The following is a 23500-nucleotide window of genomic DNA, read 5'->3' on the forward strand; positions in this document are numbered from 1 at the left end:
ATTAGTTTTTTACTTAATTCAATATGGAAGGAAATATCGCAAGGTTCGACACTGAAACAGTTGGAGGTTATCTTTAGAAGGTTGCTATTCTTTTCCTTATCCCATTCCATCATGTCATCAAAAAGGGCTATTCCAAATAATTGAAATAGCCCTTTTTAACGAATTATTAGCTTCCTGCGATAACTGATAAAAGCTCTTCTTATCTTTATCTGTCACAAATGCCCGCTGTTCAAAAACGTTATAACCTTTTTTACGAATCGATTTAAGAATTGCTCGGTATAATACGGCTGAGCTTTTGACAGGAAGGCGAGCATCGAGTGGATAGAGATCCATGGCTGAGAAAGCTTTCTCATAATGTGATTCGGCTCTGTTCGCAAGTCTCTTCCACACGTCGATAAACTCTTTGTTGAGTCTGCGATTAAGTAAATCATCGATCATATAACCTGAAGCTATCATTTCATTAATAGGCAGATAGATTCGTTTCCGCTCTAAATCTTCAGAAATACCTCGAAGGATGTTCGTGATTTGCATACCGAAAATCGACAAAGGTCCTACAATTGTCTTATTGCCTGAAATGATTTACGAATTTCTAGATAAAGCTGGAATCCCCAGAGAAGAAATAGAAATGGTACGATGTGATCCGCTTTATCGGATAACTTCCGTCCGCATATGTCACCTCAACATATGTTATACATGCTGTTGCGGATATGTTCAACAATTAACCACAAACCTGGAACATTACCGGACTATTTTACTTTTTCTCAAAGAAAATATGGTTAATATGAATGGGCTGACCTTCTTGAAGAGTAAGTTTTCCAAACGAATAATGAGACTGTTTTCGCTTGTCCGTTGGTGATCCAGGATTAAAAATGATCTTTCCCTCATATCCTTTATGGAGCGGAATATGTGAGTGACCAAAAAGGATTAATTCAACCTCATCATCCTGGAAGTGGTCTACTGCTCTTTTCTCAGTTGTTTTCCCCTTACCGTGTCCATGAGTGACACCAATTCGATGCGACTTTAGATCAAGGATGATTTTATTCTGGAAGTTCTCATAAAAAAATGATTCGTCCACGTTCCCATACACTCCTGTCACTGGTGCAAATTGCGTTAATTCTTCATAGACCTGTTTTGTCTTCCAGTCACCTGCATGGATAATGAGATCAGCTTTTCGTAGCTCTACTTCGAGAACTTCTGGAAATTGCTTTGCCATCCGTGGCATGTGGGTGTCTGATATAATAATTACATTCAATTTCTCCAATCCCTTCATTTAAAGTGTATCTTTCAAGGGGGTATGCATGTGCAGCACATTGTAAAACCAGGTGAGACAATTTCTTCTATTAGTGGCGATTATCGCGTTTCTGTTCCTACTATTATTCAAGCAAATTCACTCGCTAATCCGAATCTAATCTACCCCGGTCAACAGATTAACATCCCAGGTTATCCAGATCCTTCCACAATTCCATTTAAAATTTATATATCACTCACGAATCGAACATTAACCCTTTTCCAAAATGGGGTCATTAGTAAGGTTTACCCTGTTGGCGTTGGACGCATGCTTCACGATACGCCAGCCGGAGATTTTATTATCATTAATAAAGCCCCGAACCCCGGTGGTCCATTTGGTACGATGTGGATGAGCATTTCAAAAATACACTATGGAATTCATGGAACAAACGATCCGTCATCGATTGGAAAATACGTCTCATTGGGATGTATCCGCATGTATAACCGTGACGTGGAAGAGCTTGCAAAAACAATTCCCATAGGAACAGCTGTAACGATTGGAAAGTGACCTAAAGATGGATACAAAGGAAACACCGTCTGCTAAAGACGGTGTTTCCTTTGTTCCACTACTTATAAAAGTCGTATAAGAGACGACCCGAATTGGCGATCGCTTCTCTTCCATAACGGTTTTCTATTAACCCCGCCGTTAAAAACACATAAATAACAGGGCCCGATGATGTAGATAATATACCAGCATCATGCTCAACGCCTGGAAGTTCCCCTGTTTTATTCGCTAGAACTTGATTCTTCAAGTTTGAAATCTTTGCAGGAAACTTGTCTTTGAACTGCTGTTGCTTTAAGACATCGATGGCCCAATCCATTGAGGACTTTGAAAGAAGATGGCTGTTTACTAATTCATTAAGTAGTAGATAGGTATCTTTTGCACTAACCATATTATCTTTTCCAGCTTTAACAGCTTTTCGGTCCATCATTTTACGCATTAACTTCGAATGAAAAGCTCCTGCTTTCTTCATGGTATGATTAATTTCTGCTCTACCAAGGACATCAATTAGCTGGTTCGTAGCTGTATTATCGGAGGTAATGATCATGAGTTTGATCAAATCAGAAATTGTCCAATTGAGATGTTTTGAAAGAAGGGCAACAACGCCTGCTCCTTCAACAATATTGGTAGGATCAATTGAGATCTCACTTTCGAACTCCAGCTTGTGATCGTCTATCTGTTTCAGCGCCTCGATCATGATACCTAGCTTTATCACACTCGCAGCCGATACTGGCTGATCTGCATTGTATGAGATTTCACCATCTGGTGCCATTACAAATAGTGATTGGTTACCTTCAAGACTATGAAAGCACGCCAGAATTTTTTCGGAGATGTGTTCAAAATTCATCCTTTATTCCCCCAATATCTTCTTACACCACACAATTCTTCTTCATAAATCGTTCCTTTTAATGGGGTGATTTCTATGAATCGTCCTGTGCTTGGTGAGTGAATCATCTTTCCATCCCCATAATAGATACCTACGTGGTGAACAGAACCTTTGCCCTCTTCGTATGCAAAAAAGAGCAAGTCACCTTTTTCCCACTCTCCATCAACAACTGTTCCTTCTTTTAGCTGGTCATGAGCGTCTCTAGGAATGGTCCATCCGATTGCACGAGCCATGTTGTGGCTAAATCCAGAACAGTCGTAACCATAGGAAGACATCCCTCCCCACAAATATAAAAGACCTACAAAACGTTCAGCCTCTTTCACGAGGTCTTCACCTGTTCCAAATGGTATTTCTTCCGGTTGCAATCGAGCACTTGATTTGCTGATGAGTTGATTCCCATTAGGGGTCCAGACAACGTAATCTCTTTCACGTTCTTGAAGTAGTGGTAATTGGGTTTGGAAGCTAAGCGCTATACTCATTACACCGTCTTCATTAGTCATTGGAACATCATGATCTGTGATCAAAACCATCCTATTACCCGGTTCAGGAAGTTGCTTCGAAAGCTGACCGGTAGGAATCCATCCGGGATATCCCCTTTCATCTTTTGATGAAGGTTGGGATGGAACTAGTACGTATGACCAATTGCCACGCTCATCAAGAACGATTACTTCTTCCCCATAAAGAACCTGAGATTGAATATGATTATTATTGCAAAGTTCAAGACTCAATGAGTATGTAAGACCTTCAATCCAGTTCTCAAGCTTTACCGGGTTTTTAATAGCATCTTCATCAATCACCCTTGCCTTTTCTGGTGAAGTCCAGAGTGTTGCTGCAGTTACTGCAATTGTTTTTCTAGTTATTCCCAATCGTAACGCCTCCCCTTTTTACCTCATTTATCCCTAATCCGAAGTCCTCCGTAAAGCTCATTTTATTCCTATCATACACAACGCCCCCACTAACTAGATCTTCTTTCAACATAAGAGGTGCATCAAAATCATAGCGCGTTATGTTTGGTTGACTTGCCGCTAGATGGGCAGCAGCAGTAATGCCGACTCGCGATTCAATCATGCTTCCGACCATGCATTCCATCCCTGCACTTTCAGCCAATGCGTTAATTTTGAGAGCTTGATGAATTCCTCCTGCTTTCATTAATTTAATATTGATCAGATCTGCTGCACGTAATTGGATCACCTTTAACGCATCCTGAGGCGAAAAGACACTTTCATCTGCCATAATTGGTGTCTGCACCGCTTCAGTCACACGTTTGAGCCCTTCAAGATCATGAGCCAGGACCGGCTGCTCAACAAGCTCAATATCAAGCCCTGCATCCTCCATCTCTCTAATCGCACTGATCGCTTCTTTCGGTTTCCAGCCCTGGTTTGCATCAATCCTGATGAGCGCACGATCTCCAATTCGGTTTCTTATTTCCTTAATTCGCTGGATATCCTGATGTATCGAATCCTTACCAACCTTAACTTTTAATATCGTAAACCCATCTTCTATGTACTCTACAGCATCATGACCCATTTCTTTTGGATCGTTAACACTCACCGTATAATCCGTTTCAAAACCATTTTGATATCCGCCAAGATACTTGTAAAGCGGCAGCTGTGATTTTTTTGCAAGAAGGTCGTAAAGAGCCATATCAACGGCTGCTTTAGCACTAGTATTCCGAACGAGAAGACGGTGCAACTGCTGAAAAACAGATTCGTAAGCGGTCAAATCCAAACCTAGTAATTTTGGTTTTATAACGTTCCGTATAGCTGATTCGATACTTGCCGTACATTCTCCTGTAATCACAACCGTTGGAGGAGCTTCTCCCCAACCTATCTCCTTACCTGCTGTTAGTTTAACAATCACTGATTCAGCCTCCGTTACAGTTCGAAGGGCTGTTTTAAAGGGCTTTTTCAGCGGAACAGATACGATATAGGTTTCAATGTTTGTTAGTTTCATAGCCGCTTTCTCCTTTGCTAAATAATTCACTTCATCTGAACATAGAGTTTTGAGACTCATTCATCTTCCTAATAATAACAGAACAAGTTGGCATTAAGTCGATCTTTCCCGAATTTAAAAAAAGCCCCTGGTGCTAACCACCAGGCTGGCTCTTCATTACTATTTGATCTCTGCCCACTTCAATTCCATATATCCTACAGGGTGACGAACAATTCCAGTCACATCTTCATTTTGGAGGTATACTTGATTGTAGAAGTGAATTGGGAAGATCGGCATTTCTTCAAATAACAAAGCTTCCGCTTCATGCATCAATTCAAAGCGTTTTGCTTCATCCGTCTCTTCTTTTGCCTGTTGAATTAAGCTGTCATATTCCTCACTGCTCCAACCAGTACGGTTCATAGAATGTCCTGTCTGGAAGCTTTCAAGGAAATTGATTGGATCTGCATAATCTGCAAGGAATGAGCTTCTGGAGAATTGGAGATTCAATTGCTTCTGTTCATCAGAAAATACGTTCCATTCCTGGTTCGCAAGCTCAACATCTACTCCAAGCGCTTCTTTATACATTTGTTGCATTGTTTCTGCAATTTTCTTATGATCATCACTTGTGTTATACGTCAGTGTAACGGCTGGAAGCTCATCATACCCCTCTTCTTCCATACCTTTTTCTAGAAGTTCTTTCGCTTTCTCAGCATCTGTTGTTAGCAGATCGCCGCCAACTTCTCTGAAGTCTCCTCCTGAAGCGTCTTCAAATCCATATGCTACAAAACCTTTAGCTGGTTTTTCCTGGTTCTTTGTTACAAACTCAACGATCTTTTGTTGATCGACCGCCATCGCGAAGGCCTTCCGAATGTTTTCATTCTGGAACGGCTCCATTTCTAAATTAAAACGATAGAAGTACGTACCAGACTGATCTTCAACCTGTGCCTGTCCATTACTAAAGAGCTCTTCGCTCAAATCTGCTGGAACATCAGAAGTATGTAGTTCACCTGTTTTGTACATCTGGTATTCTGTGTTTGTGTCATCAACCATTGCCCAGTGAACTTCATCAAGCTTCACATTAGCCGCGTCCCAGTAATTTTCATTTTTAGTAAATACGAATTCAGAGTCATGCTCCCACTTCGTTAACTTAAAAGGTCCGTTACTAACATACGTGTCTGCTTCAGTATGCCATTCAGGGTTTTCTTCCACGGTCGCTTTATGCACTGGGAAGAAAGCCGGATTTGATATGACGCTTGGGAAGTAAGCAACAGGGCTTTCTAATGTTACTTCTAGCGTCGTTTCGTCTAGTGCTGCAACCTTCATCTCGTCTTCTGAACCTTCTCCATTGTTATAAGCTTCTGCCCCTTCAATAAAGTAAGCCAGGAAAGCTGCAGGCGATGCTGTATCCGGGTTGGCAAGACGTTTCCAAGCATATTCAAAATCTTCTGCTGTTACAGGCTCACCATTCGACCATTTCGCATCTTCACGAAGGTCGAACGTGTAAGTTTTCTTATCGTCTGAGAGTTCCCAATCTTCCGCTGCTGCAGGCTGGGGCTTATCGTTCTCATCAAGTCGCGTCATCCCTTCCATTAAGTTATTTAGCGCATTCCATGATACGCTATCAAACCCAATTGGTGGATCAAACGATGTTGGTTCACTTCCGTTGTTTAGCTTTAAAACCTTTGTACCTTCTTCTTGCTTGGCATCGTCGCTTCCAGCATTTGACTCTGATGAGCTGTTTTCAGTTGTTGTACAGCCAACGATTCCAATTAGAAGCAATAACGAGAACAGCATTGTAACTATCTTCTTCAAAAAAATTCCCCCTCAATTGTTTTTATAAGTTAAATCTCATCTAGATGAGTATTTACTTTATCTTCTAAGCTTTGGATCCAGCGCATCCTGCAGACCGTCTCCAAGCACATTAAACGCAAACATTGTTAAAGAAATGAAAAATGCAGGAAAAAACAACCTCCACCAGTGGCCAGATAAAATGACAGAAAGTCCGTCATTCGCCATAACTCCCCAGCTTGCTACAGGGGCCTGCACGCCAAGTCCAAGGAAGCTTAAAAAAGCTTCTGCAAAAATCGCTGTAGGTACTGTAAGAGTCATTTGGACAATAATTGGGCCCATTGTATTTGGAAGAAGGTTCTTTCGAATTACTCGTCCTGCACTGGCTCCAAATGTCCTTGAAGCAAGCACATGCTCGGCATTTTTCAACTGAAGGACCTGACCTCGAACAATCCTCGCCATCCCGACCCATCCTGTTACAGTAAGGGCCACTATGATGGTAAAGAGGCCTGGTCCCATAACAACCATAAGAAGAATGACCATTAGAAGGTACGGGAGGCCATATAGAATTTCAATAATTCTCATCATAAAGTTATCAGTGCGACCGCCTTTATAGCCGGAAAACCCGCCATAAGCTACCCCGATAATAAAATCAATGAATGCTGCCATAAATCCAACAAACAATGAAATTCGAGCCCCATTCCACGTTCTTGTGAACATATCTCGCCCAAGATTATCGGTACCAAACCAGTGTTCAGCTGAAGGAGGGAGATTCCCTTCCGTTAATACTTGATGATCGTATGAATATGGTGTAATCATTGGTCCGAATATGGCCATTAACACGAGAAAAATCAACATAGATAAGCCAGCCATGGAAAGTTTGTTGCCTGAGAGACGCATCCAGGCATCTTTCCAGTAGGAAATACTCGGTTTTGCAATCATCTCAGCATCATTTGAGGTGTACTCCAATGGTACAAATAAATCGTCTCGTGCATAAAGAGAATGTTCTTTTCTCTCCGTTTGTTCTGGTAAAGCCACCTTAATTCCCCCTCTTATGAAGCTTGATTCTTGGATCTAATATCCCGTAGACAATGTCTACGATAAATAACATAAGAATCAGAAAGGCACTATAAAAAACGGTGGTTCCCATTATGACAGGGTAGTCTCGATCATTAATGCCATTAATAAAGTATTTCCCCATCCCCGGAATGGCAAAAATTTTCTCAATTACAAAGCTGCCGGTAAGAACCCCAGCAACTAGTGTGCCAAGAATAGTGATAACGGGTAATAACGCATTCCGCATCGCATGCTTCGTGACAATCTGAAATGTTGTCATCCCTTTTGCACGAGCAGTCAATATATAATCCTGATTCAAAACTTCAATCATACTAGAACGCGTTAAACGAGCAATAATGGCCATTGGACCTGTTGCAAGTGCAATCGATGGCAGGACCATATGTATTGGAGAAGCCCAAGTCGCAACCGGGAATATCTCCCAGTAAACCGCAAGCTGCTGGATAAGCAGGGTTGCCATAATAAAGTTAGGTACGGATATACCGATAACTGCAAGAGTCATGGCTATGTAATCGATCGCTCCGTTGTGTTTAAGAGCTGCCATAATTCCTAGAATCATCCCCGAAATGATAGCGATCAAAAGAGATGTGATTCCAAGCTCAGCAGAGACGGGAAATCCTCTTCCGATCATTTCATTTACAGACGTTGACGATTGCTTAATAGATGGACCAAAATCAAGTGTCGCAAGGGACTTAATATAAATCGCATACTGGATAAAAACTGGCTCATCTAAATGATAATGTGCTTCTAGATTTTGCTGAACAGCTTCACTCGTGTTTCTTTCCTGGTTAAATGGTGATCCTGGAACCGCATGCATTAAGAAAAACGTAATGGTTACGATAATCCACAGAGTGATCAGCATGGCGAATAAACGATTAACTATATATTTCGCCACAGGCATCCCTACTTTCTAGCTAAATGTTGTTCTGGTTGCTATTTCTGTCATAACAAGCATTGCTTGATAAGCTTCAAGCATATCCTTCGCCTGAAACTTGACGAATGTTCCTTTTTCAATTTCCGCTCCAGGCATCATGCTGGCCCATTCGGCCTGACCATAATTCGTAAATTCAATCCGGAGTACTGGATTTTTTGGTGGGGTTAACGGCTCCACACGATGTCTGTTCTCGATTGCCTTAGAGATTTGCTCCCGCAGAAGCTGTCCTGTTTTTTGAGGTGATCGTACGAGTGCAGACGAACGGGTAATAGTCTCTTTCACTGCGGCTGTCGTAACATTGGGAATAAGCTCCTCAGCTTCCATAGCAGCACAATCATCACCAGCTACGAAAAGCACTGGTACATGATAGTAGCCTGCAAGGTATGCATTCATACCAAGCTCTCCAACAACCTGATCATTTATGTAGAAATTTCTTACCGCAAAAACCATTGAATGCGCCATCACACCTTTTTTCGATGCACTAGCGTGATAGCCTACAAACCCCGCACCTTCATATGTACTGTCTAATCCCTGCATCATTGAAAGCGGTTTCACATCACCTGAAATTAATTTCGCTTCAGGATGCATGCTCTCAAAAAGCAAATTGTTCATTTTTGAGTGGCTGTCATTTACCGTCACATCCGTACATCCATGATCAAACGCTGCTTTGATGACATGATTGGTTTCCTCAGTCATCATTTCCTGACCTCGCTGGTAATTTCGTTTTGCTGAATCTACGAAAGTATCATCAACAAGTCCAGAAATCCCTTCCATATCAACAGATAAGTAAAACTTCACAAACTCTCCCCCTTCTCAATCAATTCTTAACTTTCTGAATAATTATACCACTAGTCCCTTCGATTCTCAAAATATTCTTTTAATACCAACCATATACCTATTCCTGAAATTTCTTACAGTCATTTAAACAAAAAAAACTGTCCGTTTCACCGGACAGGATGACTATTATTCCATTTTTTCGGACAGCTCTGACCACCGTTCGATTTTCACTTCTAATTCCATCGAAAGCGCCTGTTCTTCTTTATAGAGCTCGTCTACTTTCGCAAAGTCGCTCCCTGACTTTGTGATTTCGTCTTTCACGTCTTCAATGCGCTGTTCGATTTTTTCAATCGTTTCTTGTATGGTTTCCCATTCTTTTTTTTCATTATAAGATAGCTTAACCGGCTTCGATTTAGCCTCTCTACTGTCAGGTTTCGCCGAAAACTTTTTCTCTTCTGCTTCAAGTTCTCTTTCTCTCTTAACAACATCCATGTAATCTGAATATGAACCATAATAATGATCAATCGTACCGTTTCCTTCAAATACGAAAAGTTGCTGTGCTACTTTATCAAGAAAATACCGATCGTGGGAAACGGTAATAACTGCTCCAGGAAACTCCGATAAATAATCTTCTAATACTGCAAGCGTTTGAACATCAAGATCATTTGTTGGTTCATCGAGGAAAAGAACATTTGGTTCTTCCATTAGAATCCTTAACAGATACAGTCGCCTTTTTTCTCCCCCTGAAAGCATGGAAATATACGTCCACTGCATATCCGGGGAGAAAAGAAATCGTTCGAGCATTTGTGAGGCTGTAACACTTCCACCCTTCCTTAAGCGAACTTCTTCACCACCTGCTCGAATGTATTCGATAACTCTCTGGGATTCATCTAATCCTTCATTTTGTTGTGTGTAGAACCCTGCCTTTACCGTTACCCCAATATCGACAGAACCCTGATCAGGAGCTATTCTTCCAGCAAGCATATTAAGAAGCGTTGTTTTCCCAGATCCATTGGGTCCGATAATTCCAATTCGATCCTGAGGAAGTACGAGATAGCTGAATTGATCTGTCAGGGTTTTTCCATTAATCGCTTTGGAAACATCTTTTGCTTCAATCACTTTCTTCCCGAGTCGGCTTGCTCCAAGCGCCATTTCAACATTACCTTCCTGTATGCGCCCCGGTTCATCTTTCATTTTCTCAATACGCTGCTTTCGCGCTTTTTGTTTTGTCGTTCTTGCTTTGGCACCCTTCTTAAGCCATTCAAGCTCACTTTTTAGAAGCTTATGGTGCTTATCTTCTTCTCGAAGCTCACGTTCTTCTCGAAGGGCTTTTTGCTGAAGGAAGGTGGCGTAATTCCCGTCATATTCAAATAAACGGCCTCTATCCAGCTCGAAGATACGATTTGTTACTCGATTTAGAAAGTAACGATCGTGTGTCACGAGTAGAAGAGTACCAGAATAGCTGGCTAGATATTGTTCAAGCCACTCTACTGTAGCATTATCAATATGGTTAGTCGGCTCATCCAGGATCAGCAATTCAGCGGGGTTAATAAACGCTTTAGCTAATGCAACGCGCTTTTGCTGACCACCAGAAAGCTCATCTACCATAGCCTCAAATTGAGTTAAGCCAAGCTTTGTTAAAATAGTCTTTGCCTTCGTACTAAAATCCCATGCCTGCAAGCGGTCCATTTCCTCTTGTGCAGCAAGCAACTGATCCTGAAACTCTTCCCGCTCAGGATTACTTGTAACATTCTGCAAGGCTTCTTCATACGTACGTACCGTGTTAAATAAAGGAATATCAGAATCAAATACCGTGTCAAGGATGGTACGCTTTTCATTAAAAACAGGATCCTGCGGTAAATATTCAACATGAAACTGATTGGCATGATGGAGCTGTCCACTGTCCATCGACTCGATGCCTGCTAGAATTTTAAGCAAGGATGATTTTCCTGTTCCATTTACACCGATTAATCCAATTCTCTGCTGGTCTTCTAGGGAAAAAGATATCCTATCGAATAGCGTTTTCTCTCCGTACGATTTTGTGATTTCTTCAGCTTGAAGCAAGCTCATGTGACTCATCCTTTTCTCTCTATAGTCTACTCCCTATTTTACCCGTTTTGGCTGCAGAAAGGAACTGTTCAAGTCTTGAAAAGAATGAGATGAAATCAAAAAAGAAGCTCATGGAGAGCTTCTTTTCAATTACGCGTTCTTTTTCTGCTGTTTGTTTTTCTTATGCTTCTTGTTGTTATTCTGATCAGCGGAAAGTTCACTTGCTAATTCGGTTTCATGCTTATGGTTTTGTTTCGGATTTTTCATCAGTATCACCTCCACTGACTTAAGGTGAGCTTGTTGCCAATTTTTTATACTCATTACGGTAAATGAAATTTAATTATTTGATAAAATAAGACTGATCAGGATCAGCCATTATCACCATCTTGCATAAGGTTTTCAATCGGTTTTCTTGTTTTGTATCCACCTAGATCAGAATGGTAAAAAGAAACTTCTTCTTCTCCAATTTTCCAGCAAAGCAATACTTCTTTACCGTTGATTAATGCTGGGAAATCAATTAAACCTTCCTCTACGTCTTTGATGTCAACACCGAGTGACATGATGTTTGTAATAAAGGTTTGGACCTCCATTTCCATAAATTCCATTCTTGCTTCTTTCTTAAATATAATGTCTTCATCCACTTTTGTTTTATGGCGGTAAAGGAGCGTCTTCTTATGCTGCTCAATCTGCTCATACTGTTCATTAAATTGAATTTTAAGTCGTTTAAGACCGGTAAGTTCTCTCTTCAACACGGCAAGCAGTCCATTGGCTTCTTCAACTGTGAAATACTTTTTTTCCATGTTTATCCTCCTGGTTATACTTTACTAGTTCCTCTTTACCCTTACATGATTACTTTACACATCATTCGACGAATTTTTACATTTGCATTTAAGACTTCAAACATACGCCCATTTCAGATATGATAGATCATGTATGGGGGACATTTACATGAAGGAGGAATTTCTTTGGCAAAAGTAACCGTACAGGATCATGGCTCATTTGAAGTAAAAGAAGGAACAAAGCTAACACTTGCATTAGAAGACAATGGGGTTAACATTCTTCATCGCTGCGGTGGTAACGCGAAATGCACCACATGTCGTGTTGAAGTTCAAAGCGGTGAATTTGGAGATCTTACCGAAATTGAAAAAGAAGCTTTCAAGAAAAAAGGCGTGGAAGAAAACTTGCGGTTATCCTGTCAAGTGCGCGTAAACGGAGATTGTGAAGTAAAACCAGCAATGACGGTGGAAAGCTCTGGCCTTGATGCAGGCCCAAGACCTGCTGAATAGGAAGGAACAAAAGCCGACCTGTTAGGTCGGCTTTTGTTTGTTTTAAAATAAGGTGGAAAGTGACTGATAATTAAGCTTGTCCTGCTGCAGCTTTTCTAAGCTTCCATCAAGATGACGAAGAGTTAGTTTTAGAAGCATCTCTTTATTTCCAGCTTCAATCAGCCGGATCATCTCATCGTGCTCCTGCATGTCCATATCATACTGGTCATTTCCTTTAAACACATCATATAAAACCATATAGATTGTAATCTGCCCAAGAATTTTCTCCATAAACTCAATTAAATAACGATTCCCGCTCGCTAGTGCAAAAACGAGATGAAATAAATTGTTTTTTTCATGATAAGTAATGATTTGCTGGTTATTGTAGGCAGCTTTCATTTCCTCAACGTCCTGCTTAAGTCGATTGATCTCTGTTTGTTGAAGCTTCAAAAACCCCTCGTGAATCGCCATCTCTTCAAGAACTTTTCTCATATTAAATGCATGAATCATTTCTTCAATCGTTGGCTGGACAATAAAAGCTCCCTTGTTTGGTACTACATTCACAAGTCCTTCCGCTTCAAGTTTCACGATTGCACTGCGAATCGGAGTTCGACTTGCGTTCACCTTTGCAGCGATTGCGTTTTCGAAAAGTTGGTTTCCAGGAGCGATTTGCCGTGTTAATATCGCATTTTTTATTAAATAATACACTTTTTGTTCTACTGTTTCTTTTCGCATCGCTTAGACCCGCCCATACTCTCATTTCCTCTATATTAACATATTTGAAATTCCATGTGCATATTGTTTGAACAAAATTGTTCAACAATCTTGTTCATCTTAAATCCCTATGATATATTATCCTACGTATTTAGAATAGAACGGAGTGATGATTTGAACAATACATGGAAAGAAGTTACATTAATTATTATTGGTTCGCTGTTCTTTGCCCTTGGTGTCAACTGGTTCGCCATTCCAAACGAACTCGGTGAAGGTGGCGTAACGGGGATATCAATGACGCTTTACTATATTCTCGGCTGGTCCCCAGGGATTACCAACTTTTTAATGAATGCGGTCCTTCTAGCGATTGGCTATAAAGTCTTAAACAAACGAGTAACCTGGTATACGATGCTCGCGATTTTCTTTACTTCTCTCTTCATTAAATTAACAGAGGGAATGGGTGGTCCATTAGACATTATGCTCGGAACGGTTTTTGCCGGGGTTTTTATCGGGATCGGTCTTGGTCTTGTGCTGCGCTCCGGTGGTACGACAGGCGGTTCAACCATTGTTGCTCGTATGTTAAATCAACGCTTTGGCTGGAGTGTAAGCACATCCATGTTTGTGTTTGATATTCTCGTCGTGCTCGGATCATCCGTTGTAATCGGGATTGAAAACACGATGTATACTGGTATTTCCATATACATTAGTACCAAAATTCTGGATTACTTAATAGACGGTTTTGATACACGAAAAGCAGTTACGATTATTTCACAGAATACAGTAGCCATTGCAGAAAAAGTTAGCGATGAAATGGATCGCGGCGTAACAATCATCAATGCCCGCGGTCATTATTCGAATCAATCAAAAGATATTCTCTATATAGTCATTAACAAACAGGAACTGTTTCTTTTGAAGAAAATGATTCAAAAGGTAGATGAAAAAGCATTCGTTGTTGTTCATGATGTAAGAGATGTATTTGGAGAAGGGTTTACATTCCCGAAAACATGATCATAAAAATCCCGTGCTTGTCGCACGGGATTTTCTCTATTTCCGGGCATATATCACGAAATCAAACGGATGTTGGTTTTTCTCATCCTTTTGATGTTTCTCTCGAGACGTTTCCGTCCATTCTTTCTTCGAAAAATCAGGGAAGTACGTATCTCCAGCGAACGTTTCATGAATTTTAGTAATATACAATCGATCGGCATATGGCAGCAGTTGTCGATATATCTCTGCCCCTCCAATCACAAACCATTCTTTTTCATCGTTTTTCGTGAGCTCAAGAAACGCGTCAATGGAATGAAGGACAGTTAAGCCTTTAATTTGAAGATCTTTTTTCCTTGTAATGATGTAGTTATCTCGCCCTGGTAAAGCTCTTCCGATCGATTCGAAGGTTTTTCGGCCCATCACAATTGATTTACCTGTTGTGGTTTTCTTGAAGTAGGCGAGATCTGCCGGAAGATGCCAAGGAAGATCATTGTTTTTACCAATCAAATTCTGTTCATCCATCGCCAAAAGAAAAGAAATCATACTGATACCTCTCCTTTAATGTGGGGATGTGGCTCATACTCCGTTAATTCAAAATCCTCAAATGAAAAGTCAAAGATAGATGTTATTTCATTGTTAATATTCATTTTCGGAAGTGTTCTCGGTTCACGTGATAGCTGAAGCTGTACCTGTTCAATATGATTGTTATAAATATGTGCATCTCCAAGAGTATGAATGAACTCACCAGGCTTTAAATCACAAACCTGAGCCATCATCATAGTAAGTAGTGCATATGATGCAATATTAAATGGGACACCAAGGAAAACGTCAGCAGAACGCTGATACAATTGACAGGATAGCTTTCCATCTGCGACGTAGAACTGAAACAGGCAATGACACGGCGGGAGGGCCATCTCATCAACTTGAGAGGGATTCCATGCTGTCACAATCATGCGGCGAGAATCAGGATTCGTTTTGATCTGTTCCACTACTTTTGAAATTTGATCGACCGTCGTGCCATCTGCCCCCGTCCAAGAGCGCCACTGATGCCCATATACGGGACCTAGTTCACCATCTTCATCTGCCCATTCATTCCATATCCGCACACCGTTATCTTGAAGATACTTGACATTAGTATCACCATTTAGGAACCAGAGAAGCTCATGAATGATCGAGCGTAAATGCAGCTTTTTTGTTGTTAAAGCAGGAAAACCTTCCTGCAAATCAAATCTCATCTGATGGCCGAATACGCTTATCGTTCCAGTGCCTGTTCGGTCAGCTTTCTTCGTACCATTATGTAAAATTTCTTCGCATAATTGCAAATATGTTTTCATCGTACTCCTCCTTTAAATCACTACAGACCATTGTAACACGAAGAATGTTCAATCGTAACTCTTCAAATCGTGTTCATTCAAACCCTATAGATCAGGAACGTTCATCTTATCCAGTCATATTGTATATCAGAAATTAGTGAAAGGATGAAGCAAAATGGGAAAAGGAGATAAGCTCTCAAAGATCTTTCAGGACCCGAACATCCAGAACTGGATGAATACGTTTGACGACTTCTTTAAAGACCCCTTCGTAAACTTACTGCCAGTACAGTCATTTCGAGTAGATCTTTATGAAATAGAAACGGCTTTTATTGTAGAAGCAGAGCTGCCAGGAATATCAAAGGACCAGATAAAAGTGGAGCCACTCGGGGACGGGATTAGCATTTCGATTGAATCAAACAAATATGAAGAGGAACGAAATGATAAACAAAAGTATTACCGTCAGGAGCGTTCCTATTCAAGCACGAGTCGAATCATTAAGCTTCCCTACCATTTTTCTATGAAAAACATTAAAGGCAAATATGAAAATGGCATTCTTGAAATCACAATACCAAAATCAGATCGCATCAAGGACCACAAAGCCTATTTAAATATCGATTAAAAAGAGCGGAGGAAACCCTCTGCTCTTTTGACTACATACTCCAGTCAATAAAGGCATTACCTTCAAGAAATCGCTCACAGTCCATCGCGGCCATGCAGCCAGTTCCTGCAGCTGTGATTGCCTGCCGGTAGGTAAAGTCCTGGACGTCGCCACACGCGAAAACTCCCGGGATATTTGTTCTTGTCGTTCCTGGCTCTACTTTAAGATAACCTTTATCATCCATGTCGAGTTTGCCTTTGAGAAAATCAGTATTAGGACGATGCCCGATCGCAACAAAGATCCCATCTGTTTCAACAATTTCTTCTTTACCGGTATCGCTTTCTTTCACTTTAATCCCACTTACCTTATTATTTTCCGCTACAACTTCGACCGGCGAATAATTCAGTTTCCAGCTAATTTTTGCGTTTTTTCGTGCTCGCTCCTGCATGATTTTAGACGCACGCAGTTCATTTCGTCTGTGAAGCACGGTTACCTCTGAAGCAAATTTTGTTAAAAAGGTCGCTTCTTCCATCGCAGAGTCACCGCCACCGATTATCACGATTTTCTTACCACGGAAGAAGAAGCCATCACACGTTGCACAAGTACTGACGCCTTTACCCATGTTTTCTGATTCTCCAGGAATACCAAGCAGCTTTGCTGATGCTCCTGTTGAAATAAGTACAGATTCGGCTTCGAGTTCGCCTAAGGTATCAGTTGTTAGCTTATAAGGACGTTCTGAGAAGTCAATATCCTTTACCCAGCCACGTTCAATTGTTGCCCCGAAACGAAGAGCCTGTTTCTTCATATTTTCCATCAGTTCGGGACCTAGTACCCCATCAGGAAATCCTGGGAAGTTTTCAACATCAGTTGTTAACGTAAGCTGACCGCCCGGCTCGGGTCCTTCAATCACAAGGGGCTCCATATTAGCTCTAGCGAGATAAATAGCTGCTGTTAACCCTGCTGGTCCTGTTCCTACTATAACTGCTTTATGCATAATGACCCTCCTCTTAAGACTACACTCTCTATTTTTCCTATTTGTTAAGAAATAAACCCTCATCTGTTACAAATAATATAACGTATGATCTAATTATTTTTTAATGCTCTAACACAAATGATTTTTCATTTTTGTTACTTCTTGATAGAATGGAAGGAGTTTATAATTTGGTATGAAATTTTGAGGTGATCGTTAACATGAATCCAATCGTTGAATTTTGCATGAGCAATCTTTCAAGCGGTTCTCATAAGGCAATGGAAACTCTAGAAAAAGATTCAGACTTAGATGTACTCGAATATTCCTGTCTTGGTCATTGTACGCTTTGTAGCCAGGAAATGTACTGTCTTGTTAATGGGGAACGCGTAACGGGTGAAACACCTGATGAACTTGTCAATAATGTCTATCAGTTCATTGAAGAAAATCCGATGTTTTAAACCTCATTTGGCTATACTAATGAGTGAATCCAGAAGGAGGCACTCACAATGAAAAAGCGAAATGCATACGACCCCAAAACAGGTTTACAGGGTGAAAAAGAAGGCGAAGATGCGCTTCTAATGAATAAAAAAAGAGGCCCGCAAAATGCGAGACCTAAGAAGAAATAACGCCGCTTTGCGGCGTTTTTTTATGCGATGCGAAATCGAAATGTAAACCAGAAATCTTCTTCAAGCGTTGAGCCTGTGGCAATGATATGCTGTTCACCTTCCTCATCAACTGTGATCCAGCTATTTTCATCACGGTAAACGGGATAGAAGTTCCCCTCTTTAAAGAGCTTACGATCCATATTATTTTCAGAACCTAAAAAAGGCCCTTCCTCCTCAAATACATCTCTAATACACTGTACAAGTTCCATCTACGCTGTAATCCTCCCTTACTATCCAACCAAAAACACCCCGCGTGCCTCTTATGAGAGCCACTTAGGCGGGGTGTTTTTATCCCAGTATATTTTACCTACTTCGTAATGTTCTTCAAAGTTATCAACTGCATCATGATAGTGAAAATTAAACCAGTAGCCATCCTGAGGCGGATGATCTCGCCTTACATGAAAGCGAAGAAGATCTTCTCCGCTTTGTTCATTGTAGACGTGAAGAATTCGTTCCCCATACCCGCTTGAAGGGTTGTCCGTTAACCGAAGTGATCGAAGCGTTTCTTCATCAAGCTGTTCAACGGTTGCAGCGATTGTTTCAGCCATTTTAGGAACTATAAAATCTTTGTATTCTGAACCTACCCGGTTTGAAATCGTGCTCCCAAACTTGGCAAGACCAATTTCCTCAGATTGAAGACTAGCATAGCTTATAAAACCAGAATAAAGCTCAGAAGATGAGGCATGCTGTGCAAGTGCAGGCCAATCCTCTAACGAGGGCTCAGGAGTAATCACATCAAGAGGAGGCTCATCCTGCTTTTCATAAAGAAACCGACTGTCTTCTTGAACATTCTCTGAAGTCTCCAGTTTATCGTCTGCAAGGTAACCGGTTGGAATGACTGTTCCGAGCGTAACAACAGCAACAAATGCTACAAATAATTTTCTCATCCAAAGAGGAGATTTCATAGGGTACACCTGGCTTTCCGAGTTCAATGGTTCTTATTATTGTCGCACGGACAAACCGAAAAAGCCAGACGTTTTCATAAATTTCACAACCTATTATCCCACACTATGGTATGTAGCAGGAGCGCTTAATGAAAGCGCTCAACTTCTTAACATGTGAACATGTCAATTCTTCGTAAACTAATACCGGTGTAAACCCATCTTCTACCGGTCCATCGAAAGCCAGAAACCGATGTACGTCCTACAAAAACCGGCCAGAACCAGAAAGAGTTTCCTCCCCTCATCCAGATATAGGTGAAGCGGTACATACATCTTCTAATCGATCCTGGATCAACTGCAAATGTTCCTGCTTGAGCTGACTGCGGTCTTGGCGGTTGTGAACCCGGCGGGCTAGATGTTGGTGCTGTCACTGGTTGCTGCCGATTATCTCCATAGTCATAATGATACTCAATATGTTCATGATCTTCATAATACATACGATCCATCCCTTCTCTCTTGATACAGCCAATGTATGCCGCACAGGGGGGAGACGTACCGAAAGCAAACAACAAAAAAAGCACCTCAATGAGTATGCCTAAAGATTCGATCATGTAATTAAAATTCGTTGGTGACCCGTACGGGATTCGAACCCGTGTTACCGCCGTGAAAGGGCGGTGTCTTAACCGCTTGACCAACGGGCCAATATATGGAGCGGGTGATGGGGATCGAACCCACGACATCAGCTTGGAAGGCTGAGGTTTTACCACTAAACTACACCCGCAAGTGGAGGAGGAAGAGGGATTCGAACCCCCGCGGGCGATTAAGCCCCTGTCGGTTTTCAAGACCGATCCCTTCAGCCAGACTTGGGTATTCCTCCGATAAATTTATGGTGGAGCCTAGCGGGATCGAACCGCTGACCTCCTGCGTGCAAGGCAGGCGCTCTCCCAGCTGAGCTAAGGCCCCAAAAACAAAAGTGAAATATATGGTGCGCCCGAGAGAAGTCGAATCCCTAACCTTCTGATCCGTAGTCAGACGCTCTATCCAATTGAGCTACGGGCGCGTGTTTCCTGGAGCGAAAGACGGTATTCGAACCCGCGACCCCCACCTTGGCAAGGTGGTGTTCTACCACTGAACTACTTTCGCAAATGTATGGTGCGGGTGAAGGGACTTGAACCCCCACGTCGTAAGACACTAGATCCTAAGTCTAGCGCGTCTGCCAATTCCGCCACACCCGCATGTGTGGTGCCGGCCAGAGGACTTGAACCCCCAACCTACTGATTACAAGTCAGTTGCTCTACCAATTGAGCTAGACCGGCGAATCGCTTTAAATAAATGGTGGAGGATGACGGGCTCGAACCGCCGACCCTCTGCTTGTAAGGCAGATGCTCTCCCAGCTGAGCTAATCCTCCATTAAACAGCGACCTCTGTATTATAAGATAAATCCCCTAAACTCGTCAATATCTTTTTTAAAAGCGTTTTTTCAAGGACAAGATTTATCTTACCACCCATTCAAAACTAATGCAACCCCCTTTCTTCACTTAAATCAGTTAATAACGATTAGAGAGTCTATTATAAAACAAATGAATTTACAAATAAAAAAAGCAGGGATTTAATCCCCGCTTAGACTGGTGATTTGATAAGTGGTTTATTCTTTTTCATATTAGTGAGTTTCGGTTTTTTCCTGGTCACCATTTCAGAATCATATTTGCGGTACTCTTTCATCTCGGATGATTCCCTCAAAAGCTGATCTTCTAGATAGTGACGCTTTCGTTTCAAAAAAACCCCTCCTCATGAGTATTAATTAACAATACCCCTGTAGCACCCTATTGAAACCGGGTCTTTTTTACCATTTCAGCAAATGGAAAATGTTACAGGTCAGACCTAATATATTCACCAGGTAATGGTTTTATGAAGACTCAATTGCAAATTGAAAGACTTTAAGGTCTTCCATTCCTACAGTCTTTTCTGCAAACGTAACGTTTCCCTCTTTTGAAATGGTTATAACTGTTTGAGTCCGTGTTCCGTATAATTTAGAGGATATAAAGATGGGAGAAAGCATCCTTTCCCATTCTAATGGGACACCTGTGTTGGGCAGTTGATCATCCGGAGCTGGTTCGGCCCTTTTAAGCAGTTGAAGTAATTCATTTATATCAAACTCCTCGTGATGTGAGAGATAATGGGATAAACCCTCCTTAATGAAATCAACTTTTGGCCAACTTGTGTTCATCAGATGATTACTCACCGCATGGACACCGTCATCCATAGAAATTATTTCATTCTGACGATTGGAATAGTAATACAACTCATTAAACTTTCCTACGAGTAAGTTAAATCCATTGTATTCATCCCCTTTATTACCAACTTTAGTCAAGTACGTTTCTGCCGATTGCTCACTTTTCAGGAAATCGGCAGTCAATTCACCTCTCGATTTCTCTTTAGTGTCCTCAGCTGGTTCACGATAATTCGTAAGCGCTGCAATCTTCCCTTTTTTCGTCACACCCAGCCAGGTTCCCATTGATTTAAGATCCCGTCCTGCAAGAAGTTCCGGTATGTCTTCCCAGAAATGAGCTTGCTTTGTTGGCCGTTCATAGAACTCATCACGATTAGCAATGAGAACAAATGGATAATTTTCATGAGCATGTAACGCAACTGCTATTAAACACATAACTCTATCGCCTCTTTCAGAGATTACTGTGTAAAAAATGCGCAGCGAAAATATCGCTGCGCAACAACTTAACGGCTTAAAACATGCTCTTCACAGGAAGCTGAGCAATAATGAAGATGGGTTTTCTCACACTCTTCACATACAATGTGCAATTTATCGCACTCCATATTGGCACAGTTGATGTAAGTATCTGCAGGCGTTTGACAGTGATAACACTCGCCTACTACTTTTGCTTCATCTGTACGGTTCACATCGACCGCAAGACGATCATCAAAAACAAAACACTTACCGTCAAAATATTTTCCCTGAACGTCCGGGTCTTTTCCATATGTGACAATACCACCATGGAGCTGGGAGACATCAGAAAATCCTTTTTTCATTAAATAACCAGAAAACTTCTCACACCTGATTCCACCCGTACAATAGGTTAGTACCTTTTTATCTTTCTTGTCGGCAAGATTCGCTTCAATCCATTCGGGTAACTCGCGAAAAGCCTTAATGTCAGGGCGGATCGCATTCCGAAAATGGCCAATATCATATTCGTAATCGTTTCTTGCGTCAATGACAATCACATCATCATCTTCCAGCGCTTCCATGAAGTCTTTAGGTTCAAGATAGTTGCCCGTCATTTCTTTCGGGTTAATGTCTTCTTCTAGACGTAAAGAAACAATCTCGTCTCTTGCGCGAACGTGCATTTTCTTAAACGTATGCCCTTCTACTTTATCAATCTTGAAAACCATATCTTCAAAGCGCGGATCATTACGCATTTCTTCCATGTAGGCTTCTGTATTTTCTTCCATTCCAGATACAGTTCCGTTGATTCCTTCTTTACCAACGAGGACTCTCCCTTTTAATTCAAGAGATTTGCAAAACTTAAGATGTTTCCTTGCAAAATATTCCGGGTCCTCTATTTCGACATACTGATAATATAACAGCACTTGATATGCTGAAGCTTCTGATTGCAAATCAAAAACCACCTTTTGCGTCTTCTAAAATCAATTTTATATCTTACCTGAATTGAGGTTCGATGTAAAGGTAGCTATCTTGTTGAAAAATAATCGTCTTTCAACTTCTCTAACTCTAATAAAGAAGCTTCTGCCCATCGACCGCCTTCATGCTTTAATTCTGCAGCCTGTGTATCGATCGCTTCCTTCAGTGATTCATTGTAACCAGGAACTTTTTCGTCATAATGATTGATCGCAGAAATAGGAACCAGCGCTTTTTCAAATTCAGCGAGGGCTTTACGCTGGTGAAAGAGTGGTACATCCAATTGTTTCGGATTATGAAGATCCCCTTGAGTAGGATGCTTCATGACGGCTAATACCTTCACAACAGCTTTCGGCTGTTTCAAATCGACAATTTCTCCAATGTATCTTCCAGTTTTGTAGCCTGCAGTCACGATTTCACCTAGTTGAAACGACTTTTTTTCTGACATGATAGCTTCACTCCTTCATCAAACTTTGTCTCTCTTCAAGTCGATGATATCACAAAACCCTCTACTTTTCGGAGGATTTCATCTTGTGAATACATGTTTTCCAATAGATTCAATGATAGGTCTGGTACGAATCCATGAATCCGTTGCGATTTCTGGATTGTAGTAGAAGAGAGCACCAGTACTCGGATCTGCTCCTGATAGTGCAGCATAAACAGCCCGGTATGCTTCTTTTCCTGGCTTTTTATCATATTGGCCATCTGAGACAGCTGTATATGCACCTTTCTCAAAGATCACTTCTTTAATGGAATTAGGAAATTCTGATGAAGAAACGCGATTCATCGTAACTGCCGCAACCGCAACTTTTCCTTCAAACGATTCTCCCCTTGCTTCACCATTTATTAGTTTTGCGAGCATTTCAATTTCTTCTACTGAATATTTTGTGACCGACAATTGATCTTTTGTGACTTGATTGACTTCATCCATCTGTTTCACGGGAAGGTTTAGTAACAACGTCACACCTTGCTTTGTATTTGGTTCAGGCTTTACCAGTATCTCTTTTTCTGCATTTTCATTTGAAAGCAGCTCAGTTGTTTTTATAACAGACACTGCCTCTACCTGATGAGATTGTGCGGAAAACAGACTAAAAAACAAACTCACTATAGCAAGAATTGAAAACCGTTTCCTCATGAACCTCATCCTTTCTCTACCGTTCTACATTACGGACTTCAGGATAGAACAAGATTTCAATGGTTTCAATAGGGAAACGAAGGGGTTAATT

General features: G+C 41.2%; 28 protein-coding genes and 9 tRNA genes. 5 read left to right on the forward strand and 32 right to left on the reverse strand.

All coding sequences use genetic code 11. The features are described 5' to 3' along the window. Window positions 1-117: 117 nt before the first annotated feature. Both ABFG93_RS01335 and ABFG93_RS01340 read right to left on the reverse strand, forming a co-directional pair. Window positions 118-546, reverse strand: a complete 429-nt coding sequence (locus ABFG93_RS01335; RefSeq protein WP_347550189.1) for a phytoene/squalene synthase family protein — start codon at window positions 544-546, stop codon at window positions 118-120. Between the two features lie 205 nt (window positions 547-751). Then, window positions 752-1252, reverse strand: a complete 501-nt coding sequence (locus ABFG93_RS01340) for a metallophosphoesterase family protein (protein WP_347550190.1) — start codon at window positions 1250-1252, stop codon at window positions 752-754. A gap of 42 nt (window positions 1253-1294) precedes the next feature. Here ABFG93_RS01340 and ABFG93_RS01345 point away from each other — a divergent pair, with 42 nt between their 5' ends. Further along, window positions 1295-1795: a L,D-transpeptidase family protein gene (locus tag ABFG93_RS01345; RefSeq protein WP_347550191.1), complete on the forward strand. Its 501-nt coding sequence runs from the start codon at window positions 1295-1297 to the stop codon at window positions 1793-1795. Window positions 1796-1853: 58 nt separating this feature from the next. Here ABFG93_RS01345 and ABFG93_RS01350 read toward each other — a convergent pair whose 3' ends face one another. From ABFG93_RS01350 to ABFG93_RS01390, 9 genes are all read right to left on the reverse strand, one after another. After that, on the reverse strand, window positions 1854-2636 hold the full coding sequence (locus ABFG93_RS01350; RefSeq protein WP_347550192.1) for a serine hydrolase: 783 nt from the start codon (window positions 2634-2636) through the stop codon (window positions 1854-1856). Then, entirely contained in the window at window positions 2633-3541 is a 909-nt protein-coding gene (locus ABFG93_RS01355) for a C40 family peptidase (protein ID WP_347550193.1), read from the reverse strand. Before ABFG93_RS01355 ends, ABFG93_RS01350 begins: the two co-directional genes overlap by 4 nt. Continuing rightward, the gene (locus ABFG93_RS01360; RefSeq protein WP_347550194.1) at window positions 3528-4628 is read right to left on the reverse strand and encodes a dipeptide epimerase; all 1101 of its coding nucleotides are present in this window, start codon (window positions 4626-4628) and stop codon (window positions 3528-3530) included. The genes ABFG93_RS01355 and ABFG93_RS01360 overlap by 14 nt, the downstream gene beginning before the upstream one ends. A gap of 159 nt (window positions 4629-4787) precedes the next feature. After that, entirely contained in the window at window positions 4788-6419 is a 1632-nt protein-coding gene (locus ABFG93_RS01365; RefSeq protein ID WP_347550195.1) for a peptide ABC transporter substrate-binding protein, read from the reverse strand. Window positions 6420-6476: 57 nt separating this feature from the next. Beyond that, window positions 6477-7364, reverse strand: coding sequence for an ABC transporter permease (locus ABFG93_RS01370; protein WP_431522072.1), 888 nt, complete (start codon window positions 7362-7364; stop codon window positions 6477-6479). Window positions 7365-7434: 70 nt separating this feature from the next. Further along, window positions 7435-8364 carry an ABC transporter permease gene (locus ABFG93_RS01375; protein ID WP_347550197.1) on the reverse strand — a complete coding sequence of 310 codons (930 nt, stop codon included), beginning with the start codon at window positions 8362-8364 and terminating at the stop codon, window positions 7435-7437. Between the two features lie 15 nt (window positions 8365-8379). Next, complete coding sequence (locus tag ABFG93_RS01380) at window positions 8380-9201, reverse strand: M55 family metallopeptidase (RefSeq protein WP_347550198.1); 822 nt, start codon at window positions 9199-9201, stop codon at window positions 8380-8382. Window positions 9202-9366: 165 nt separating this feature from the next. Beyond that, on the reverse strand, window positions 9367-11250 hold the full coding sequence (locus ABFG93_RS01385) for an ABC-F family ATP-binding cassette domain-containing protein (protein WP_347550199.1): 1884 nt from the start codon (window positions 11248-11250) through the stop codon (window positions 9367-9369). 347 nt (window positions 11251-11597) lie between these two features. Continuing rightward, window positions 11598-12029, reverse strand: coding sequence for a DUF2203 domain-containing protein (locus ABFG93_RS01390; protein ID WP_347550200.1), 432 nt, complete (start codon window positions 12027-12029; stop codon window positions 11598-11600). A 165-nt stretch (window positions 12030-12194) separates the two neighbouring features. Between ABFG93_RS01390 and ABFG93_RS01395 the strand changes: the two genes are divergently transcribed. Next, complete coding sequence (locus ABFG93_RS01395) at window positions 12195-12515, forward strand: 2Fe-2S iron-sulfur cluster-binding protein (protein WP_347550201.1); 321 nt, start codon at window positions 12195-12197, stop codon at window positions 12513-12515. Between the two features lie 42 nt (window positions 12516-12557). On the opposite strand, the gene ABFG93_RS01400 is transcribed toward ABFG93_RS01395, so the two are convergent. Further along, window positions 12558-13229: a GntR family transcriptional regulator gene (locus ABFG93_RS01400; protein WP_347550202.1), complete on the reverse strand. Its 672-nt coding sequence runs from the start codon at window positions 13227-13229 to the stop codon at window positions 12558-12560. A gap of 153 nt (window positions 13230-13382) precedes the next feature. On the opposite strand from ABFG93_RS01400, the gene ABFG93_RS01405 reads away from it, so the two are divergent. Next, window positions 13383-14216 carry a YitT family protein gene (locus ABFG93_RS01405; protein WP_347550203.1) on the forward strand — a complete coding sequence of 278 codons (834 nt, stop codon included), beginning with the start codon at window positions 13383-13385 and terminating at the stop codon, window positions 14214-14216. Window positions 14217-14252: 36 nt separating this feature from the next. Here the strand turns inward: ABFG93_RS01405 and ABFG93_RS01410 are convergent, their stop codons facing one another. Next, window positions 14253-14738 (reverse strand): dihydrofolate reductase, encoded by a 486-nt coding sequence (locus ABFG93_RS01410; protein ID WP_347550204.1) that lies wholly within the window; start codon window positions 14736-14738, stop codon window positions 14253-14255. After that, entirely contained in the window at window positions 14735-15529 is a 795-nt protein-coding gene (locus tag ABFG93_RS01415; protein WP_347550205.1) for a thymidylate synthase, read from the reverse strand. Before ABFG93_RS01415 ends, ABFG93_RS01410 begins: the two co-directional genes overlap by 4 nt. A gap of 154 nt (window positions 15530-15683) precedes the next feature. Here ABFG93_RS01415 and ABFG93_RS01420 point away from each other — a divergent pair, with 154 nt between their 5' ends. Continuing rightward, window positions 15684-16127 (forward strand): Hsp20/alpha crystallin family protein, encoded by a 444-nt coding sequence (locus tag ABFG93_RS01420; protein WP_347550206.1) that lies wholly within the window; start codon window positions 15684-15686, stop codon window positions 16125-16127. Window positions 16128-16158: 31 nt separating this feature from the next. Here the strand turns inward: ABFG93_RS01420 and trxB are convergent, their stop codons facing one another. Then, the gene (gene trxB / locus ABFG93_RS01425) at window positions 16159-17100 is read right to left on the reverse strand and encodes a thioredoxin-disulfide reductase (protein WP_347550207.1); all 942 of its coding nucleotides are present in this window, start codon (window positions 17098-17100) and stop codon (window positions 16159-16161) included. A 197-nt stretch (window positions 17101-17297) separates the two neighbouring features. On the opposite strand from trxB, the gene ABFG93_RS01430 reads away from it, so the two are divergent. Further along, a complete protein-coding gene (locus ABFG93_RS01430) occupies window positions 17298-17534 on the forward strand; it encodes a YuzB family protein (RefSeq protein WP_347550208.1) in 237 nt (78 codons plus the stop codon). 188 nt (window positions 17535-17722) lie between these two features. Here the strand turns inward: ABFG93_RS01430 and ABFG93_RS01435 are convergent, their stop codons facing one another. From ABFG93_RS01435 to ABFG93_RS01515, 17 genes are all read right to left on the reverse strand, one after another. Next, window positions 17723-17950 (reverse strand): hypothetical protein, encoded by a 228-nt coding sequence (locus ABFG93_RS01435; protein WP_347550209.1) that lies wholly within the window; start codon window positions 17948-17950, stop codon window positions 17723-17725. Window positions 17951-18001: 51 nt separating this feature from the next. Beyond that, window positions 18002-18646 carry a YpjP family protein gene (locus tag ABFG93_RS01440; protein WP_347550210.1) on the reverse strand — a complete coding sequence of 215 codons (645 nt, stop codon included), beginning with the start codon at window positions 18644-18646 and terminating at the stop codon, window positions 18002-18004. A gap of 146 nt (window positions 18647-18792) precedes the next feature. Continuing rightward, a complete protein-coding gene (locus tag ABFG93_RS01445; protein WP_347550211.1) occupies window positions 18793-19128 on the reverse strand; it encodes a transporter in 336 nt (111 codons plus the stop codon). A gap of 120 nt (window positions 19129-19248) precedes the next feature. Further along, window positions 19249-19323 (reverse strand) — tRNA-Glu (locus ABFG93_RS01450). 6 nt (window positions 19324-19329) lie between these two features. Further along, window positions 19330-19403 (reverse strand) — tRNA-Gly (locus ABFG93_RS01455). Window positions 19404-19406: 3 nt separating this feature from the next. Next, window positions 19407-19499, reverse strand: a tRNA-Ser gene (locus tag ABFG93_RS01460). 10 nt (window positions 19500-19509) lie between these two features. Next, a tRNA-Ala gene (locus ABFG93_RS01465) sits at window positions 19510-19585 on the reverse strand. Window positions 19586-19605: 20 nt separating this feature from the next. Then, window positions 19606-19682: transfer RNA gene (locus ABFG93_RS01470), tRNA-Arg, on the reverse strand. Window positions 19683-19690: 8 nt separating this feature from the next. Next, a tRNA-Gly gene (locus ABFG93_RS01475) sits at window positions 19691-19765 on the reverse strand. Between the two features lie 7 nt (window positions 19766-19772). Further along, window positions 19773-19857 (reverse strand) — tRNA-Leu (locus tag ABFG93_RS01480). Window positions 19858-19862: 5 nt separating this feature from the next. After that, a tRNA-Thr gene (locus ABFG93_RS01485) sits at window positions 19863-19938 on the reverse strand. Between the two features lie 17 nt (window positions 19939-19955). Beyond that, window positions 19956-20031, reverse strand: a tRNA-Val gene (locus ABFG93_RS01490). A 211-nt stretch (window positions 20032-20242) separates the two neighbouring features. After that, complete coding sequence (locus ABFG93_RS01495; RefSeq protein WP_347550212.1) at window positions 20243-20398, reverse strand: hypothetical protein; 156 nt, start codon at window positions 20396-20398, stop codon at window positions 20243-20245. 130 nt (window positions 20399-20528) lie between these two features. Then, window positions 20529-21287: an NRDE family protein gene (locus tag ABFG93_RS01500; protein WP_347550213.1), complete on the reverse strand. Its 759-nt coding sequence runs from the start codon at window positions 21285-21287 to the stop codon at window positions 20529-20531. Window positions 21288-21355: 68 nt separating this feature from the next. Continuing rightward, window positions 21356-22252 (reverse strand): rhodanese-related sulfurtransferase, encoded by an 897-nt coding sequence (locus tag ABFG93_RS01505; protein WP_347550214.1) that lies wholly within the window; start codon window positions 22250-22252, stop codon window positions 21356-21358. Window positions 22253-22326: 74 nt separating this feature from the next. Beyond that, complete coding sequence (locus ABFG93_RS01510) at window positions 22327-22722, reverse strand: kinase-associated lipoprotein B (protein WP_347550215.1); 396 nt, start codon at window positions 22720-22722, stop codon at window positions 22327-22329. 78 nt (window positions 22723-22800) lie between these two features. Then, window positions 22801-23409 (reverse strand): cell wall hydrolase, encoded by a 609-nt coding sequence (locus ABFG93_RS01515; RefSeq protein ID WP_347550216.1) that lies wholly within the window; start codon window positions 23407-23409, stop codon window positions 22801-22803. Window positions 23410-23500 lie beyond the last annotated feature (91 nt).

The sequence above is a fragment of the Pseudalkalibacillus hwajinpoensis genome, assembly GCF_039851965.1.
Lineage (GTDB): Bacteria > Bacillota > Bacilli > Bacillales > Guptibacillaceae > Guptibacillus > Guptibacillus hwajinpoensis_E.

Coding starts and splice junctions, on each gene's coding strand:
- ABFG93_RS01515 (WP_347550216.1), bottom strand. CDS start 23,409: ATGAGGAAACGGTTTTCAATTCTTGCTATAGTGAGTTTGTTTTTTAGT.
- trxB (WP_347550207.1), bottom strand. CDS start 17,100: ATGCATAAAGCAGTTATAGTAGGAACAGGACCAGCAGGGTTAACAGCA.
- ABFG93_RS01415 (WP_347550205.1), bottom strand. CDS start 15,529: ATGAAAACATATTTGCAATTATGCGAAGAAATTTTACATAATGGTACG.
- ABFG93_RS01385 (WP_347550199.1), bottom strand. CDS start 11,250: ATGAGCTTGCTTCAAGCTGAAGAAATCACAAAATCGTACGGAGAGAAA.
- ABFG93_RS01400 (WP_347550202.1), bottom strand. CDS start 13,229: ATGCGAAAAGAAACAGTAGAACAAAAAGTGTATTATTTAATAAAAAAT.
- ABFG93_RS01390 (WP_347550200.1), bottom strand. CDS start 12,029: ATGGAAAAAAAGTATTTCACAGTTGAAGAAGCCAATGGACTGCTTGCC.
- ABFG93_RS01510 (WP_347550215.1), bottom strand. CDS start 22,722: ATGTCAGAAAAAAAGTCGTTTCAACTAGGTGAAATCGTGACTGCAGGC.
- ABFG93_RS01435 (WP_347550209.1), bottom strand. CDS start 17,950: ATGGAACTTGTACAGTGTATTAGAGATGTATTTGAGGAGGAAGGGCCT.
- ABFG93_RS01440 (WP_347550210.1), bottom strand. CDS start 18,646: ATGAAATCTCCTCTTTGGATGAGAAAATTATTTGTAGCATTTGTTGCT.
- ABFG93_RS01350 (WP_347550192.1), bottom strand. CDS start 2,636: ATGAATTTTGAACACATCTCCGAAAAAATTCTGGCGTGCTTTCATAGT.
- ABFG93_RS01345 (WP_347550191.1), top strand. CDS start 1,295: ATGCATGTGCAGCACATTGTAAAACCAGGTGAGACAATTTCTTCTATT.
- ABFG93_RS01410 (WP_347550204.1), bottom strand. CDS start 14,738: ATGATTTCTTTTCTTTTGGCGATGGATGAACAGAATTTGATTGGTAAA.
- ABFG93_RS01500 (WP_347550213.1), bottom strand. CDS start 21,287: ATGTGTTTAATAGCAGTTGCGTTACATGCTCATGAAAATTATCCATTT.
- ABFG93_RS01430 (WP_347550208.1), top strand. CDS start 17,298: ATGAATCCAATCGTTGAATTTTGCATGAGCAATCTTTCAAGCGGTTCT.
- ABFG93_RS01445 (WP_347550211.1), bottom strand. CDS start 19,128: ATGGATCGTATGTATTATGAAGATCATGAACATATTGAGTATCATTAT.
- ABFG93_RS01420 (WP_347550206.1), top strand. CDS start 15,684: ATGGGAAAAGGAGATAAGCTCTCAAAGATCTTTCAGGACCCGAACATC.
- ABFG93_RS01360 (WP_347550194.1), bottom strand. CDS start 4,628: ATGAAACTAACAAACATTGAAACCTATATCGTATCTGTTCCGCTGAAA.